We start from the raw sequence: 15,096 nt of genomic DNA on the forward strand, positions 1-15,096 counted from the left end.
CCTGGACAGGGGTGCCGTTGGTCCCTACCTCCCGGCCCGTCGCGGACGGCCCGGGAAGGATCTCAGGAGGACGCCGGCGGGGCGGTGGCGATGACGGCGGTGGCGTCCAGCTCGTCTGAGCCGGTGACGCGGGCGGTCAGGCCGGCGTCCTCGGCGGCGCGGGCGGTGGCCTCGGCCTGGCGTTCGCTGGTCTCGACCAGCAGGTGGCCGCCGGGGGCGAGCCAGGCGGGCGCGCCGGCGATCACGCGGCGGACCACGTCGAGGCCGTCGTCGCCGCCGTCGAGCGCGGTCAGCGGCTCGTACAGGCGGGCCTCGGGGGGCAGCAGCCCGACGGAGGCGGACGGCACGTACGGCGGGCTCGCGATCAGCAGGTCCACCCGGCCGCGCAGTGTCGCGGGCAGCGGCTCGTACAGGTCGCCCTGGTGGACGGAGGCGCCGGGCAGGTTGCGGCGGGCGCAGCGCACGGCGGCGGGGTCGAGGTCGGCCGCGTGCAGCTCGACCGGCCTGGACAGCCCGGCGGCGAGGGCGGCGCCCATCGCGCCCGTGCCGCAGCACAGGTCGAGGACGACGGGCGTGCCGGGAACCTCCCCCGCCAGGGCGACGGCCTGCGCGATGAGGAACCCGGTACGGGGCCGCGGCACGAACACGCCCGGCTCGACGGCCAGCCGCAGCCCGCAGAACCCGGCCCAGCCCAGCACGTGCTCCAGGGGCTGCCCGGAGGCGCGGCGCCCGGCCATCTCCGCGACCTCGTCAGGGGTGCGGGCGGTGGCGAGGATGAGCGCCGCCTCGTCCTCGGCGAACACGCACCCGGCCGCCCTGAGCTGCGCGACCAGGCCGGGAGTGGCTTCCTCGGACGACAAAAAGCTCGACATGGGCGACTTTCCTATCAGATGCCCGTCATGTCACCGCGAGCGGCCCCACAGGGCCGGTCCCGCCTGCCACCAGCATGACGCGCATCCGCGGACAGGGCGATCAGGCGGGCGTCAGGCAGGGCGATCAGGCAGGGCGATCAGGCAGAACGATCAGGCGGGGCGATCAGGCGGGGCGATCAGGCGGGGTGCCGGGCGGCGGCGTGGGCGGCGCCGTAGCCTTCGGCGCGCAGCCTGACACGGCCCGCCTCGACGCGCAGCGCCACCTCCGTGGCGTCGTCCGGCGCGGTGACGCCGGCCGCCGCCGCGAGGTCGCCGCTCTCGTCCCACACGACCCGGAGCCGCGGCCAGGCCGCCCTCGGGACCGCCGGGCGCAGGCAGCCGCACAGCTCGGCGAGGGTGAGCCTGGCCAGCGGGAACAGCTCCTCGGGCGCGCCGCTGACGACGACGGCGGTGACCTCGGCCCCGGGCGGCGCGGCCCGTACGGCGTCCTCGACGGACGACAGCCGGTGCATGCCGAGCACCGCCACCACGCCGTCGCCGGTGAGGGGCACCCGCTCGCCGCTGACCGCGTCCGGCACGGGCGACGGCGGCGACCACGGCTCGTCGCCGGCCGACACGCGCGGCCGCAGCGGCGCGACGAACCACCGGTCGCCGAGGTCGAGGCCGGCCAGCCGCTCGCAGGCGCGCACCACGTTGAACGGCTCCACGAACCCCGGCGCCGCCGCCGCGAGCTGCCCCGCCCCGTGCAGCACGGTGAGCGCGGTCTCGGCGAGCCGCACCAGCCGCCCGTCCGGTGCGCGCGGCGGGCTCAGCCGTTCCAGCGCCAGCCCGAGCAGGATCGCGTCGAGCTTCACGAGCTGCGCGTACGGCACCCGGGTGAACTCGTCGGCGAGGATCTCCGGCATCAGGTGCATGCCGAGCCGGCTCGGCCCGCGTTCGTCGTCGGTGGCGAGCGGCAGCCGGGTGACCCAGGCGCGGGCCACCTCCCGCAGCGCCTCCCCGACGGTCAGCGCGGGCTGCGCGGGGGCGGGGGGCTCGGCGGTCTCGGCCAGCTCGGCCAGCACCGCGAAGTACAGCGCCCGTTTGCCCGGGAAGTTGGAGTAGACCGCGCCGCGCGTGAGCTCCGCGCGGTCGGCGATGCCGTCGATCTTCGCTTCCCGGTATCCGCGCTCGGCGAACTCCGCCCGCGCCGCGGCCAGCACTCTCGCCCGGTTGCGCTCCTGGGCCTGCGCTCTGGTCAGGCGGGCCATCGTCCTCCTCGCGTTGCCGTGTCCCGCCGGTCAAGATACCGTGAACACTCAAATGATGGGATCATCTTAAATAAGGGGCGCCTGGATGGCCGACGTGCCGGAGCTCGACATGACCGACCCCGCGCTGCTGCGCGACCCCTCCGCCGCGTACGTGCGGGCGGCCGGCGACTCCCCCGTGGCGCGGCTGACCGGGCCGGGGTTCGCCTTCTGGGTCGTGCTGCGGCACGCCGAGGGCCGGGCGGTCCTCACCGACCCCCGGCTCCGCACCGACGAGAACAGCTACCGGCGGCCGGACGTCCCGGCCGGATGCCTGCCGTACATGACGACGATGTCGGAGCTGAACGGCGCCGAGCACGCCCGGCTGCGCCGCCTGGTCGCGCCCGCGTTCACGCCGCGCCAGGCGGAGCGGTTCCGTCCGCGGGTCGAGCGGGTCGTGGACGCCCTGCTGGACGAGCTGCCCGCCCAACGGGCGGAGGACGGCCAGGGAGACGGCACGGTGGACCTGCTGGCGCACTTCGCCCGGCCGCTGCCGATGGAGGTGATCTGCGAGCTGGTGGGCATCCCGGCCGCCGACCGGCCGCGCTGGCGCGCGTGGGGCGCGGACGTCGCGGCGGGGCACGGGGCGGCGTTCGCCGAGGCGATCCCCGGGATCCTGGAGGGCGCGAAGGCCGCCGTGGCCAGGGCGCGGGCCGAGCCGGGCGACGACCTGGTCTCCGAGCTGGCCCGCGTCCAGGAGGAGGACGGCGACCGCCTGTCGGAGACCGAGCTGGTGACGATGGTGTGGCAGCTCGTCCTGGCCGGGCAGACGCCGGCGAACCTCATCGCCAACTCCGTGGCCGCCCTGCACGAGCATCCCGATCAGCTCGCCGCGCTGCGGGCCGACCCGGCGCTGACCCCCGGCGCGGTCGAGGAGCTGATGCGCTGGTGCGGGCCGCAGCTGCTGACCATCCCCCGGTTCACGACGGAGGACGTCGAGATCGGCGGCGTGACGGTGCCGCAGGGCGAGCCGGTGACGGTCGCGATCCCTGCCGCCAACCGCGACCCGCGCGTCTTCCCCGATCCCGGCAGGTTCGACGTGCGGCGGGACGCCGCGGGGCAGCTCGGGTTCGCGCACGGGCCGCACTTCTGCGCCGGGGCGTCGCTGGCGCGCGTGCAGACCGCGGTCGCGCTCGGCGCGCTGCTGCGCCGCTTCCCCGGCCTGGCGCTCGCGGGGGCGCCGCGGCGCGTCCCTGACCCGGGCACGGCCCGGCTGCTGTCACTGCCGGTCACCCTGGGCACGGCGGGCTGAGGCCCATGACCCGCTCGACCGGACCGGCCTGCTCGTTCTGCTCGTTCTGCGGGAAGGGGCAGCACGAGGTCCGGCGGCTGATCGCGGGGCCGCCGTCGGTCTGCACCTGCGAGGAGTGCGTCGGGCGACGCACCGAGCTCATCGCCGAGGAGGAGGCCGCCGCGGCCCCCGCCGGGCCGGCTGCCGGTGCTGACGACGCTGCGCCCGCTGGAGCGGGCCGGGCTGGTCCGGATGCCGACCGAGCCGCGCAACGCGCTGATCAGGCAGTACCAGCGGCTGTTCGAGCTGGACGGCGTCGAGCTCGCGTTCGAGGAGGACGCCGTGGCGGCGGTCGCCGAGCAGGCGCTACTGCGCCGCACCGGCGCCAGGGCGGCCCGCCCGAGGCCCGCGGGCCGCCGGCGCGGGGCTCAGGCGGTCGCGAGGGTGTCGTCGAGCACCCGGCCGAGGAAGGCGTCCAGGTTGGCCACGGCCCGCGCGACGCGTTCCTCCACCGTCAGCGTCTCGAACCGCGGGCCCGGCTCGGCCTGTCTCCTGCCGCGCACGTAGAGGGAGCAGGCGAGGTCGGCGCACATGTAGACCCCGACCGTGTTGCCCTGGCGGCCGGCCGCCCCGACGCGGGGCGCGGTGAACAGGGCGACGCCGGTGCCGGGGTGCGGGGTGACGCACACCGAGCACAGGGTGCTCTTGGCGAGGCTCCTGCGCACGTCCTGGGCGAGGCGGAGCGCGACGCCGGTCAGCCCGCCGCCGCGCTCGGCCACCAGGTACGCCCGCTCGGGCGCCCCCGGGTCGCGCCAGCCCAGGAAGTCGAGGTCGGCCCAGGGAGCGCCGGCGAGGTCGCGCGGCAGCCCGAGCCTGCGGGCCTCCCCCTTGGAGCAGTTGACGAAGGACGCGCGCAGGTCGCGCTCAGTGAGGGGACGCATGACTCTTCTCCCAGAAACTAGGAACTCTAGGATCAAACCTAGGACTCCTAGCTAAGGGGGCGCAAAGGGTTTTCCTGTCACAGGGCGGCGGGCAGCACCGGCCGGCCCCGCACACCCGGGTCGGCCGCGAACACCGCCCCCGCCTCCGGCTGCTCGGCCCGGTCCACGTCCAGCGCCGAGGTGGTGATGAACAGCCGGCCGAGGTCGTCGCCGCCGAAGGCCACGGCGGTGACCTTGCGCGCCGGCAGGGCGACGACGGCGTCGAGGCGGCCGGCGGGGTCGTAGCGGTGCACGGCCCCGCCCTGCCACAGCGCCACCCAGACGCCGCCCTCGGCGTCGACCGTCAGCCCGTCGGGCTGCCCCCGCTCCGGGTCCACGTACGCGAACGGCCGCCGCCCGCCGAGCCCCTTGTCAGGGTCGTAGTCGAGCACGTCCACCCGGCCGGTGGCGGTGTCGGCGTAGTAGGCGAGCGAGCCGTCGGGGCTGAAGTCGAACCCGTTGGAGATCGTCACCTCCGGCAGCACCACGCTCAGGGCGCCGCCGGGCCCGGCCACGTAGAACGAGCCGCGCCCGGGGGCGGCGTCGTAGGCCATGCTGCCGATGTAGAAACGGCCGCCGGGGTCGCAGCCGCCGTCGTTCATCCGTACGGACGGGTCGCTCCACGCCTCGCCGCCCAGCGGGCGCAGCGGGGCGTCGAGGTCGTCGGAGTCGGCCAGCAGCAGCTCGCGCTCGGCGGCGACGACGTAGCCGCCGGCCACGCGGGGCCGCAGCGCGGCGGCGACCTTGCCCACGCGCCGCCGCCGCACCGTCGCGCCGTCGAGCGCGAGCACGTCGCCGGCCAGCATGTCCACCCAGCGCAGCCCGCCCCAGCGCGCGGACCACACCGGCCCCTCACCGTGCTCGGACACCGGGTCGGTCACGGGGTACGCGGCGATGCTCATGCCGATCTCCTCCAGGGTGCTGGACGTCACGTCGGCACGATGCTCCCACGCGCCCCGGGCCGCGCGCCCGGCCCCGGCTCAGCGGCGGCGCGCGCGGCGGGCGGGCGCCCGGGAGGCGGTCTCCGGCCAGTGGGCGGGCCGGGTCAGGGCGGGAGGGACGCGGGTGGCGGCGTCGCCGGCGGCGGCGTTGAGCTGGGCCTGGGTGAGGAAGATCGCGCCCGTGAGGTCGGCGCCCGCGAGATTCGCCCCGCGCAGGTCGGCCCCGATGAGGTCGGCCTCGCGCAGGTCCGCGCCGCGCAGGTCCGCGCCGATGAGGTAAGCCCCCCGCAGGTTGGCCCCCCGCAGGTCCGCGCCCCTGAGCCGGGCCCCGATGAGGTCGGCCCCGCGCCGGTCCTTGCCCCGGCCCCTGTCGCGGCCCCCGCCCTGGTGGCCGGCCCTGACCAGCTCGCTCACCCGCAGCAGCAGCTCGTTGACCGCGGCCCGGTGCGGAGCCACGTCGTACGTCTCCAGTGCGCCGGCGTCCTGCCGGGTGAGCCGGTCGGTCTCGTCGAGCGCGCGGCGCAGCTCGGCGTGGACCGGCCGGGCGGGCTCCAGGGTCAGCGCCTCCGCGAGGTACCACAGCAGCTCGTGGAGCTGCCGCATGACCGGGAAGACGGCGTACATCCGCCCGGCCGTCTCCGGCGCGGCCCGCCAGCTCCGCCCCCCGAAGGTGACCTGCGAGACCTTCTGTCCCGCCCCGAAGCAGTCGAACACCGTGCAGCCGGGGTAGCCGCTCGGGCGCAGCCGCTCGTGGATGGAGCAGCGGAAGTCCTCGCGCAGGTTGCGGCAGGGCTCGCCCGCGGCCTTGTCGGCGGCGAAGTCGGCCGACGCCGCGAACGGCAGCGCGACGCAGCACAGGCCGAAGCAACTGCCGCAGTCGGCGAGCAGTCCGAGGTCACGGAAGTCGTCGGCAAGGGGCTCGGCGGGGTGCAACGTGCGGATCTCCTCGAACGCGGGCGGACGCTCCAGGATAGTCACCCGTGCGTGTACGGCGTGGTGGTGGCCAGGGCGGCGAAGCCCAGCCGGGCCAGGATCGGCCGGCTCTCGGCGGAGGCGTCCACCTGGAGGTAGCGGTATCCGCGGGCGAGCGCGTCGCGGGCCCGGTAGGCGACCAGGGCCCGGTAGACGCCGCGCCCCCGCCACTCCGGCTCAGCGGCGGGCACGGCGGCGGGGACGGCGATCCTGGCGGTCTCGGCGACCATGAGGGTCTCGGGCGGCTCGGCGGTGAAACCGGCCGCGAGCAGCCGCCGGTCGAGGTCGGCCGGGCGGTCGTGGCCGTAGAGCTTCCACTCGAACTCCGTGCCCAGCTCCGCGTAGTGGCGGATCTGGTCGGCGATGGCGGCGTCCGCCGTGCTCTCGTCCAGGTCGGACCACAGGACGCCGTTCCAGCAGGGCGCGGGGCCGGACTGGCGCACCACCGCGCCCGCCCGCTCCACCACGGCCCCGGGCATCTCGGGCTTGGGCTCGCGGCGGAAGCGCCGCTCGTACAGGCTCAGCACCTCGTCGTGGTTCACGCTCACCCGCCGAAGCGCCGCTGGCGGGCGGCGAAGCTGCGCAGCGCGCGCAGGAAGTCGATCTCGCGGAAGGCCGGCCAGTACGCCTCGCAGAAGTACAGCTCGGAGTAGGCCGACTGCCACAGCAGGAAGTTCGACATGCGCTGCTCGCCGCTGGTGCGGATGACCAGGTCGGGGTCCGGCTGGCCGGCGGTGTAGAGGTGGCCGGCGAGGTCGTCGGCGGTCAGCGTCTCGGCCAGCTCGTGCATGCTCTGCCCGGCCTCGGCCCGCTCGTACAGCAGCTCGCGCAGGGCGTCGATGACCTCCTGGCGGCCTCCGTAGCCGATGGCCAGCGTCAGGTGGAAGCCGGTGGCGCAGTCGCGGGTCGCCTCGACGGCGTTCTTCAGCGCGCGGGCGGTGGTGTCGGGGAGCATGTCGAGCAGCCCGGCGACGTGGACCCGCCAGCGGGCGCCGGGGCGGGCGAGCCGGTCGGCGACCATCTCCTCGATCACCCGCAGCAGGAAGGCGACCTCCTTGTCGCCGCGGCGCTGGAGGTTCTCCGTCGAGCACAGGAACACCGTCAGGTGCCTGATGCCGAGGCTCTCGCACCACGCCTGCACGTCCTGGATGTGGTCGGCGCCGTACTGGTGGCCGATGCTCGGGTTCGGCAGGCCCTTCTGCCTGGCCCAGCGGCGGTTGCCGTCGATGATGAGACCGACGTGCCGGGGCAGCGGGCCGGTCGAGACCTGGCGGCGCAGGCGCCGGGCGTACAGGGGATGAAGAAGATCGCTTACGTGCACCCCCTAAGGATGGCGTGCGAGGTCGGCCGGTTCGGGGGGATTCGAGAAAGTCGGCGCCGCGGGCGGCGCGGTCACCCCTCCCCGGCGACGGCCGCGGGCCGGCCGTCTCCCCCGGCATCCCCGCCGGCGTCTCCCCAGGCGTCCCCCCAGCCGGCGTCCCTGGCCCGGCGGTAGAGCTCGCCCTGCCGCTTGGAGACGAGCTCGTCGCGGATGCCGCCCGTGTCGGTGCACAGGCGCAGCGACACCACGCCCTTGCGCTTCTGCGGATGGCGCAGCACCCGGTCGGCGGCGGGGCGCGGCGCGGGGCGGGCGGTGGCGGCGACGTAGGCGAACTTCTCGTCCTCGAAGCTGAGGGTGCCCGCCTTGACCTGGCGGTGCAGGGACGTCCTCGGCAGGCGCACCGAGAAGTGGCACCAGTCGCGGCCTGGCTCGATCGGGCAGGCGCGGTCGTGGGGGCAGGGGGCGACGACGCTCAGCCCCTCGGCCAGCAGCACCTCGCGGGCGGCGGCGACCGTGGCGTAGCCGGCGGGCGTGCCGGGCTCGACGACGATCACCATGGCGGCGTCGCGGGCGAGCCAGCGCACGACGTCGGGGCGGTCCCGTTCGGGGAGCTCGCCCAGCGCGTACGACATGGTCGCGAGGTCGGCGCGCGGCCGGTCGAGGCCGGGCGCGACGGCGGCCTGCCGCCACGCGGTGCCGCGCACCCCGGCGGCCCGCGCCGCGCGGGCCAGGCGGCGGCCGAGGTCGATGACGTGCGGGTCGCGCTCGACGACCGTGACCTGGCGCAGCGACGGCCAGACGGACCCGGCCGCCCAGATCGCCGCCCCGGTGCCGCCGCCGGCGTCGAGCTGGCTGAGCGGCTCGAAGCCCGGGACCCGGGCCGCCGCCTGCCGCATCGCCAGCGCGGCGGCCTCGTAGGTGGCCGGCATGCGATAGGCGGCGTAGGCGGCCACGTCAGCCTGCCCCCGGATGTGCGGCGCCTCACCGGAGGGGCCGCCGACGTGCGCGGGCCCGCCGGAGGGGCCGAGGAGGCGCACGGCGTCGGCGGAGGCGCCGCCGCGGTAGCGCTCGGTGAGCCGGGCGACCGAGCGGGCCAGCTCCTGGGGCGAGTGCCGGGCCAGGGCCTGGTCCAGGGCGGTGCGGAGGTCGTCGGGCAGCATGGGCGGAGTCGCTTTCGAACGGGCGGGGACGGTGCGGAGGCGCCCGCACGCTGGGCCTCGGCCATTATCGGCCATCCGCGGGATCGCGTCGCCCCAGGCGCGGGCGCTCAGCCGTCGAGGAGCGCGGCCAGGCGTCTGGGCGCGACCAGCCGGTAGCTGTCCCTGATCAGCTCGTCGAGCTCGTCCCAGTCGTGCCCGGCCGTCAGCCACGCGCCCACCCAGCCCTTGGCGCCGACGTAGGGCGGCACGAAGAAGCGCTCCGGCTGGGAGCCGACCAGCGCCTCCTGCACGCCGGGCTCGGCCTTGAACGTCATCGACCGCCCGTCCTCGCTCGTCATGACGAACAGCTTGCCCCGCACCCGGAAGCTGGGCGCGGTGTGCCCGCCGAACGGCTGCTCCTGCGTCTCGGGCAGGGCCAGGCAGATCTCCCGCAGCCGCGCCGCCACCTCGTCGTCGATCATGTGGGCCTCCCATTCGCCGAGAGGCCGACGCTATCGCGCGGCTCCGACAGTTCCCGTGCCCTCGCTCAGCTCTCGGGCGTCTCGACGAGCGGCGTGTCCACCAAGTGCTCGATGAGGAACCACGTCTGCAGCTCGTTCGTCCGGATCACCTCGGAGACGAGCAGGTCGTTGGTGCCGTCGTCGCCCATCTCCTGGGCGCGGGCCGCCGCGTCGTGGGCGGCGATCAGGATGGTCTCGTGGGCCTCGATGAGGCGGGAGAGCATGGCCGGCACCTCCTCGCAGCCGTTCGGCGGGCGAGGGATCACGGTCATCTCGGCGACGTGCCGCGGGTCGCCGACGGCGACGCCGCCGAGGGTCTGCACCCGCTCGGCGAGCTGGTCCACCAGCTCGACCTGCTCGCCGGCGTGCTTGTCGAGCAGCAGGTGGAGCTGGTAGAAGGTCGGGCCGCGCATGAGCCAGTGGTGCTTCTTGTAGAGGGCGTAGAGGATCTGCGTGTCGGCCAGGATCTGGTTGAGCCGGCCGCAGGAGTACATCCGGGCGTCCCGCGACAGCCCGAGCGGGAACATCCGCACGGTGCCGAACTCCTGGATCTGCACGCCGTTCATGTGCGGCCACGGCTGGCTGCCGGTCTTGGGCCGGGTCGCCTTGGCAGGTCGTCTGGTCGTCATGCGCGTCTCCTCGCGGCGGGCAACAGCAGTCATCGTCAACCTCCCCTCGGCCGTGCCAAGCGCCGCCGCGAGGCGGCACAAGAGAGGGTCAATCCCGCGTCCCGGCGGCCCGCCGGGGGAACGCGTGCCGCCGGGCCACGGCGGCGGCCGCCAGGGCGCAGGCCAGCAGCGGGAGCGCGGTCCACGGCAGCGCCGCCGCGCCGGCGGACTCCAGCACGAGGCCGCCGGTCAGCGAGCCGGCGGCGATGCCGGCGTTGTAGACGGTGGTCTGCATGGAGGTGGCGACGTCGGCGTGGCCGGGCCCCGCGGCACGCACCAGCGCCGTCTGCAGCAGCGTCGGCACCCCGCCGAACGCGGCCCCCCACAACGCCACCGCGGCCACCGGCGTCCAGCCCGGCCCGCCCAGCAGCGGCATGGCGGCGGCCATCGCGGCCAGGACCACGAGCAGCGCCGAGCGTGGCCGCCGGTCGATCACCGCGCCGGTGGCCCAGATCCCGGCGACCGTCCCGGCCCCGAACACCAGCAGCACGACGCTCGTCGCCGCCGCCCCCGACAGCTCGGCGAGCGGCGCCAGGTACGTGTAGACGGCCTGGTGCCCGACCAGGACGAGCGCGGTCGTGCCGAGGACGACGCGCACGCCGGGCGCCGCCGCCACCCGCCGCAGCGGCGCCCGCTCCCCCGCCGCCTCGCCGGGGAAGTCCGGCACCTTCCACAGCACCCACGCGACCAGCGCGGCGGCCACGCAGGCCAGCCCGGCGAAGGCGGCCCGCCAGCCGAACGCCGCGGCGAGCGCCGCGCCCGCGGGCAGTCCCGCGCACAGGGCGACGGTGATGCCGGCCGAGACGACGGCGATGGCCCGTCCGCGCCGCCCTTCGGGGACCATGCGGGCGGCGTACCCGACGAGCATGGCCCACAGGAGCCCGCCCATCACCCCGGCGAGCAGCCGCGCCGCGAAGGTGAGCGGGTACCACGAGGAGGCCGCGGTCACGGCGTTGAGCAGCGCGAACCCGCTCAGCGCCGTGACCAGCACGGGCCGCCGCCGCAGCCCGCGCACCAGGGCGGTGAGCGGGATCGCGGCGAGCGTGGAGGCCACCGCGTACCCGGTGACGAGGAAGCCGACCCGGCCCTCGGTCACGTCGAGGGCCCCGGCCATGCGCGGCAGCAGCCCGGCGGGCAGCAGCTCGGTCATGACGGCGGTGAACGCCGCGGTGAACAAGGCCAGCAGGCCCGCCCACGGCAGGCGGGCGCCCTGCCCCGGAGGGGCGGTCATCGTGTCGGTCATGCGACCATGCTGAAACCTTCACATCGATGAGAAGGCAAGCGAGGAGGGCGCATGAGGATCGGGGAGCTGTCGCGCCGCACGGGCGTGCCGGCCCGGATGCTGCGGTACTACGAGGAGCAGGACCTGCTGCGCCCGGACCGGGCGGCCAACGGCTACCGCGTCTATCCGGAGGCGGCGGTGCACCGGGTCCAGCAGGTCCGGGGGCTGCTCGACTCGGGGCTGACCACGGACATCATCCGGCGCGTCATCCCGTTCCTGGACCGGCCCGACGACATCCACCTCCATCCCGACTGCCTCACGCCCGAGCTGGCCGACCTGCTCAGGTCGGAGGCGGCCCGCATCCAGCAGCGGGTGGAGTGCATGTCCCGCAACCGGGACCGCATCCTCGCCTACCTGGCGGCGGTCGAGGCCGCGAAGCGGACGGCGGCGTCGGGGGAGGCCGGGAGTTGAGCGCGCTGGAGGCCGTCCTCGCCGCCGCCGAGCGCGGCGCGCCGCCGGCCGCGGACGGCGGGCTGACGGTCGTGCCCCAGCCGTCCCCCCCGCGACCTCGGCGTGATCGCCTTCACCGGGCACACGGTCGTCTTCGCCGACCTGCCGCCCTCCTGGGTGCGCGAGCGGCTGCCCGCCGGCGACCTCTCGGCCCCGGTGAGCCCGCCGTTCCTGCTGGAGCTGGGCCTGCGGACCGGGCGGAGCGCCGGGAACCTCGACCTGCTCGCCGTGGCGGGCCCGCTTCCCGGGCCGCCGCCGCTCGCGCTGGAGGAGGTGACCGGGACCGGGCACCCCCGGGTGGAGCGGGCGCTGGCCTACCGGGACGAGGTGCGCGTCTGGACGTGCGCGGGCGGCCTGCTGACCGTGGGGCGGGGCGTGGCCGGCCGCTGGGAGGCCGCCGTCGAGGTGGAGCCGGGGCACCGGGGCCGGGGGCTGGGCCGGCTGCTCGCCACGGCCGCCCGCCACCTGGCGCCCCGGCCGCTGTGGGCGCAGGTCGCGCCCGGCAACGCGGCGAGCGTGCGCGCCTTCCTCGCGGCCGGGTACGCCCCGACCGGGTCGGAGGTCCTGCTGGTCCCCGGCGAGAACGGCGTCTGACGCCCCGGCGGAGGCCGGGACGGCGCTGCTACGCTTCACGGCGTAGCAGTCGGGTCCGCACGGGGAGTCGCGCGTTGGTCGTCTACGCCGGTCAGGGGGACGCCCGCCGTTCGATGGCGCTGCTGTGGCGCGACGGGCAGCAGCGGCGCGAGCCCCGGCCGGGGCCGAAGCCCGGGCTGAGCGTGGACGTGATCGTCGACGCCGCCATCGAGGTGGCCGACGCCGAGGGCATGGCGGCCCTGTCGATGCGCAAGGTCGGCGAGCGGCTGGGCCGCACCGGGATGGCGCTCTACACGTACGTGCCGAGCAAGGGCGAGCTGGTCGACCTGATGTACGACCGGGCCATGGCCGAGCTGCCCGCCGAGTACGACCTGAGCGGCGGCTGGCGGCCGGCCGTCGCGGCGTGGGCGGAGCGGACCCGCGCCTTCTACCTGCGCCACCCGTGGATCCTCCAGGTGTCGCAGGCCCGGCCGGTGCTGGGGCCCAACGAGTTCGCGGCGCTGGAGACCCTGGTCGGGATCCTGCGGGCGACCGGGCTGCGGCCGGGCCGGGTGCGGGGCGTGGTGGCCCTGCTGTACGACTTCGTGCGCGGCGCGGCCCGTACGGTCGCCGAGTCCCGCCAGGCCCCGTCGGAGACCGGCGTGTCGGACGAGGAGTGGTGGCGGGCCCGCGCGTCGCTGCTGGAGGAGGTGGCTCCCGGGTTCGCCGGGCGCTATCCGATGGCGCGGTGGGTGGAGTCGGAGGACGACTGGCCGGGCGAGGACGGCGAGCCGTTCCTGGAGCACCGGACCCGCCAGGCGTTCCGCACGGGCCTCGAGGTGGTGCTCGACGGCATCGAGGCCGCCGCCCGCGAGACCTGACCGGGTCAGGTGCGGCGGGCGGCCAGCTCGTCCAGGTCGCGGACGAACCACAGCTCCCGCCCCCGGTTGGACTCCGCCACCCAGGCGCGCAGCGCGGCGCTCGCGGCCGTGAAGCGTGAGATGTCGCCGACGACCGCGAGCCCGAGGCCGTAGTTCGCGAACTTCTGCGTGATCCGCCCCGCGACGCCGGTGGTGAGGGCGAAGAAGTCGTCGTGCAGCCGCTCAGCGGGCACCGCCACCCAGGTGGCGCCGCGCCCCCAGGTCTCGCCGATGAGGTCGAGCGCGTCGCGCTCCTCCCGCAGCGGCGGGCCGTCGGACGGGCAGACGTGGACGTCGTCGAGCATGATGCCTCTCAGAAGGGGTCGGGGGCGGGGCGTCACGGGCGCGTCAGCGCGTCGAGGAGGCGCAGCACCTGCGCGGCGGGCTCCAGCTCGCCGAGCACGATCACCTTGAGGTGGGCGCGCTCCTCCTCGTAGGCGAACTGGACCCGCACGCCGTTGGGGCGGCCGGCGAGGGCGCCGGTGACCATGGTGGTGACGCGGTCCATCTCGGCGCGGCCGATCCCGTCGAGCTGGACGATGGCCGACACCTCGGCGGCGCGCGGCGGCGCCGGCTCCTCCGGCGGCAGCCCGCCGAACGCGGCCAGGTCGTCCTTGGCGATCCGGTAACGCTTGCCCACCCGCACGGCGGGCAGCCGCCCGTCACGGATGTAGGCGCGCACGGTCTTGACGTGCAGCCCGAGCAGCGCGGCCGCCTGCTCCACGGTGTATTGCTCCATATCGTTCCCTATCGTAGGGCACGAAAGGGAGTCATTCAGGCGTGAGCGCCCACGGTGACGGTGCCGATGGTCAGCCGGGGCCGGGCCTCCAGCACCTCGCCCAGCCGCTCGACCCGCTCCTCCAGCTCCCGTTCCCGCGCCGGGCCTAGGTCGTGGAGCGGCTCCACGGTCACGTGGAGGCGGTCGCCGGAGCGGCGCTGGTGCCAGACCCCGGCCACGACGCCGTCCACGAGGAGCACCGGGAAGTTGCCCGCCTGCCCGCGGTTGAGCGCCCGCGCGGCCGCCGCGCCCGGGTACAGCAGCTCGCGGGGCCGCCCCGCCACCACGTACGCGTCGAAGTACGGCAGCAGCCGCACCCCGCGCGGCGGCTCGTCCGGCACCGCCGTGTCCCCGGCGACCACCCACGCCGGCCGCCCCTCGAACAGCACCTCCTCCAGCCCGGCCCCCTCGAAGGCGCGTGCCGCCCACCTCACCGGCCCGCCCGCCCACTGCGCGAACTGCTCGGGCGTGGCCGGCCCGTACGCCGTCAGGTAGCCGCGGACCAGCTCGCCGAGCCCGTCCTCGGCGGGGGCGGCGGCGGGCGGCGCCGTGTAGGTGACCTTGCGTCCGCGCCCGGCCCCGAACACGAACGCGCCCCGGTGCGCGGCCAGGTGCATCACCTGCCGCCAGCGCGGCCAGTGCCCGCCGAACGCGGGCACGACGAGGTCGCCCGCCCACGGCCCGGCGAGGTCCACGACCCGGTCGTTGAGCTCGTCGACGGTCAGCTCGTCCGCGGCGACCGCCTCGGTGATCGCCGCCACCACCCGTTCGGTCTGATCGGGGGTGAGCCGCACGGAGGGCGCGTGCGGGTTCCTGCCGGGCGGCAGCGACGACAGCGCGCTCACCCACCACGCCAGGTCGCGGGCGGGCAGCACGTGGACGGTGCCGCGCGGCCCGTACGTCCTGACCAGCTCGCCCCCGGGCCGCAGCGCGGCGCGCACGTGCGCGCGGGTGGCGCCGGCGAGACGCAGGCCGACGGAGACCTCGGCGGCCGCCGTCACCTGGGCGTGCGCGCCGCACATGGCCGCGACGGCCTCGGCGGGGCCGGTCCCGGCCGGCTCCGCGCCCAGGCCCGCGCGCTCCAGCCGCCGCGCGCTCACCTGCGGCCACGACAGTGCGATCATCACGTACTCCGTCCGTCAGCCCGTCCGCCTGCACCACT

At 76.1% G+C, this 15,096-nt stretch carries 18 protein-coding genes and 2 pseudogenes; 6 read left to right on the forward strand and 14 right to left on the reverse strand.

Annotated elements, in window-relative coordinates:
- Window positions 1–62: 62 nt before the first annotated feature.
- Entirely contained in the window at window positions 63–872 is an 810-nt protein-coding gene (locus Nocox_RS25265) for a putative protein N(5)-glutamine methyltransferase (protein ID WP_033408104.1), read from the reverse strand.
- A 176-nt stretch (window positions 873–1,048) separates the two neighbouring features.
- On the reverse strand, window positions 1,049–2,122 hold the full coding sequence (locus Nocox_RS25270; protein ID WP_020541039.1) for a TetR/AcrR family transcriptional regulator: 1,074 nt from the start codon (window positions 2,120–2,122) through the stop codon (window positions 1,049–1,051).
- 85 nt (window positions 2,123–2,207) lie between these two features.
- Between Nocox_RS25270 and Nocox_RS25275 the strand changes: the two genes are divergently transcribed.
- From Nocox_RS25275 to Nocox_RS25285, 3 genes and pseudogenes are all read left to right on the forward strand, one after another.
- On the forward strand, window positions 2,208–3,410 hold the full coding sequence (locus Nocox_RS25275; protein ID WP_020541038.1) for a cytochrome P450 family protein: 1,203 nt from the start codon (window positions 2,208–2,210) through the stop codon (window positions 3,408–3,410).
- 5 nt (window positions 3,411–3,415) lie between these two features.
- A pseudogene (locus Nocox_RS44230) lies at window positions 3,416–3,505 on the forward strand (ClpX C4-type zinc finger protein); the annotation flags it as partial.
- Window positions 3,506–3,584: 79 nt separating this feature from the next.
- A pseudogene (locus tag Nocox_RS25285) lies at window positions 3,585–3,788 on the forward strand (ATP-dependent Clp protease ATP-binding subunit ClpX); the annotation flags it as partial.
- A 29-nt stretch (window positions 3,789–3,817) separates the two neighbouring features.
- Here Nocox_RS25285 and Nocox_RS25290 read toward each other — a convergent pair.
- The 9 genes from Nocox_RS25290 to Nocox_RS25330 form a co-directional block, all read right to left on the reverse strand.
- On the reverse strand, window positions 3,818–4,330 hold the full coding sequence (locus Nocox_RS25290) for an FBP domain-containing protein (RefSeq protein ID WP_020541036.1): 513 nt from the start codon (window positions 4,328–4,330) through the stop codon (window positions 3,818–3,820).
- Between the two features lie 77 nt (window positions 4,331–4,407).
- A complete protein-coding gene (locus Nocox_RS25295; RefSeq protein WP_020541035.1) occupies window positions 4,408–5,301 on the reverse strand; it encodes an SMP-30/gluconolactonase/LRE family protein in 894 nt (297 codons plus the stop codon).
- Between the two features lie 48 nt (window positions 5,302–5,349).
- Window positions 5,350–6,243, reverse strand: a complete 894-nt coding sequence (locus Nocox_RS25300; protein WP_020541034.1) for a pentapeptide repeat-containing protein — start codon at window positions 6,241–6,243, stop codon at window positions 5,350–5,352.
- A gap of 41 nt (window positions 6,244–6,284) precedes the next feature.
- Window positions 6,285–6,830 (reverse strand): hypothetical protein, encoded by a 546-nt coding sequence (locus tag Nocox_RS25305; RefSeq protein WP_211212531.1) that lies wholly within the window; start codon window positions 6,828–6,830, stop codon window positions 6,285–6,287.
- Window positions 6,827–7,603 (reverse strand): polyprenyl diphosphate synthase, encoded by a 777-nt coding sequence (uppS, locus tag Nocox_RS25310; protein ID WP_020541032.1) that lies wholly within the window; start codon window positions 7,601–7,603, stop codon window positions 6,827–6,829. The genes Nocox_RS25305 and uppS overlap by 4 nt, the downstream gene beginning before the upstream one ends.
- Before the next feature lie 71 nt (window positions 7,604–7,674).
- Window positions 7,675–8,763 carry a small ribosomal subunit Rsm22 family protein gene (locus tag Nocox_RS25315; RefSeq protein WP_020541031.1) on the reverse strand — a complete coding sequence of 363 codons (1,089 nt, stop codon included), beginning with the start codon at window positions 8,761–8,763 and terminating at the stop codon, window positions 7,675–7,677.
- Between the two features lie 107 nt (window positions 8,764–8,870).
- Window positions 8,871–9,224, reverse strand: coding sequence for an MmcQ/YjbR family DNA-binding protein (locus Nocox_RS25320; RefSeq protein ID WP_020541030.1), 354 nt, complete (start codon window positions 9,222–9,224; stop codon window positions 8,871–8,873).
- Window positions 9,225–9,289: 65 nt separating this feature from the next.
- Window positions 9,290–9,892, reverse strand: a complete 603-nt coding sequence (locus Nocox_RS25325; RefSeq protein WP_020541029.1) for a Dps family protein — start codon at window positions 9,890–9,892, stop codon at window positions 9,290–9,292.
- An 88-nt stretch (window positions 9,893–9,980) separates the two neighbouring features.
- On the reverse strand, window positions 9,981–11,174 hold the full coding sequence (locus Nocox_RS25330; RefSeq protein WP_020541028.1) for an MFS transporter: 1,194 nt from the start codon (window positions 11,172–11,174) through the stop codon (window positions 9,981–9,983).
- Between the two features lie 51 nt (window positions 11,175–11,225).
- On the opposite strand from Nocox_RS25330, the gene Nocox_RS25335 reads away from it, so the two are divergent.
- From Nocox_RS25335 to Nocox_RS25345, 3 genes are all read left to right on the forward strand, one after another.
- Entirely contained in the window at window positions 11,226–11,624 is a 399-nt protein-coding gene (locus tag Nocox_RS25335; RefSeq protein WP_020541027.1) for a MerR family transcriptional regulator, read from the forward strand.
- 102 nt (window positions 11,625–11,726) lie between these two features.
- A complete protein-coding gene (locus Nocox_RS25340) occupies window positions 11,727–12,257 on the forward strand; it encodes a GNAT family N-acetyltransferase (protein WP_020541026.1) in 531 nt (176 codons plus the stop codon).
- Window positions 12,258–12,331: 74 nt separating this feature from the next.
- Window positions 12,332–13,117 (forward strand): TetR/AcrR family transcriptional regulator, encoded by a 786-nt coding sequence (locus Nocox_RS25345; RefSeq protein WP_020541025.1) that lies wholly within the window; start codon window positions 12,332–12,334, stop codon window positions 13,115–13,117.
- Window positions 13,118–13,122: 5 nt separating this feature from the next.
- Here the strand turns inward: Nocox_RS25345 and Nocox_RS25350 are convergent, their stop codons facing one another.
- The 3 genes from Nocox_RS25350 to Nocox_RS25360 are packed head-to-tail and all read right to left on the reverse strand — an operon-like array spanning window position 13,123 to window position 15,058.
- Complete coding sequence (locus Nocox_RS25350; RefSeq protein ID WP_020541024.1) at window positions 13,123–13,461, reverse strand: DUF4180 domain-containing protein; 339 nt, start codon at window positions 13,459–13,461, stop codon at window positions 13,123–13,125.
- Window positions 13,462–13,493: 32 nt separating this feature from the next.
- Window positions 13,494–13,895, reverse strand: a complete 402-nt coding sequence (locus Nocox_RS25355; RefSeq protein WP_020541023.1) for a helix-turn-helix domain-containing protein — start codon at window positions 13,893–13,895, stop codon at window positions 13,494–13,496.
- A 35-nt stretch (window positions 13,896–13,930) separates the two neighbouring features.
- Window positions 13,931–15,058 (reverse strand): winged helix DNA-binding domain-containing protein, encoded by a 1,128-nt coding sequence (locus Nocox_RS25360; protein WP_020541022.1) that lies wholly within the window; start codon window positions 15,056–15,058, stop codon window positions 13,931–13,933.
- Window positions 15,059–15,096: the final 38 nt, after the last annotated feature.

The organism is Nonomuraea coxensis DSM 45129 (assembly GCF_019397265.1).
In the GTDB taxonomy this organism is placed as follows: domain Bacteria; phylum Actinomycetota; class Actinomycetes; order Streptosporangiales; family Streptosporangiaceae; genus Nonomuraea; species Nonomuraea coxensis.

Bases quoted from the DNA above. Each gene is read 5' to 3' on its own strand.
- Nocox_RS25360 (WP_020541022.1), bottom strand. From the start codon at position 15,058: ATGATCGCACTGTCGTGGCCGCAGGTGAGCGCGCGGCGGCTGGAGCGC.
- Nocox_RS25315 (WP_020541031.1), bottom strand. From the start codon at position 8,763: ATGCTGCCCGACGACCTCCGCACCGCCCTGGACCAGGCCCTGGCCCGG.
- Nocox_RS25270 (WP_020541039.1), bottom strand. From the start codon at position 2,122: ATGGCCCGCCTGACCAGAGCGCAGGCCCAGGAGCGCAACCGGGCGAGA.
- Nocox_RS25290 (WP_020541036.1), bottom strand. From the start codon at position 4,330: ATGCGTCCCCTCACTGAGCGCGACCTGCGCGCGTCCTTCGTCAACTGC.
- Nocox_RS25265 (WP_033408104.1), bottom strand. From the start codon at position 872: ATGTCGAGCTTTTTGTCGTCCGAGGAAGCCACTCCCGGCCTGGTCGCG.
- Nocox_RS25330 (WP_020541028.1), bottom strand. From the start codon at position 11,174: ATGACCGACACGATGACCGCCCCTCCGGGGCAGGGCGCCCGCCTGCCG.
- Nocox_RS25355 (WP_020541023.1), bottom strand. From the start codon at position 13,895: ATGGAGCAATACACCGTGGAGCAGGCGGCCGCGCTGCTCGGGCTGCAC.
- Nocox_RS25350 (WP_020541024.1), bottom strand. From the start codon at position 13,461: ATGCTCGACGACGTCCACGTCTGCCCGTCCGACGGCCCGCCGCTGCGG.
- Nocox_RS25325 (WP_020541029.1), bottom strand. From the start codon at position 9,892: ATGACGACCAGACGACCTGCCAAGGCGACCCGGCCCAAGACCGGCAGC.
- Nocox_RS25320 (WP_020541030.1), bottom strand. From the start codon at position 9,224: ATGATCGACGACGAGGTGGCGGCGCGGCTGCGGGAGATCTGCCTGGCC.
- Nocox_RS25335 (WP_020541027.1), top strand. From the start codon at position 11,226: ATGAGGATCGGGGAGCTGTCGCGCCGCACGGGCGTGCCGGCCCGGATG.
- Nocox_RS25275 (WP_020541038.1), top strand. From the start codon at position 2,208: ATGGCCGACGTGCCGGAGCTCGACATGACCGACCCCGCGCTGCTGCGC.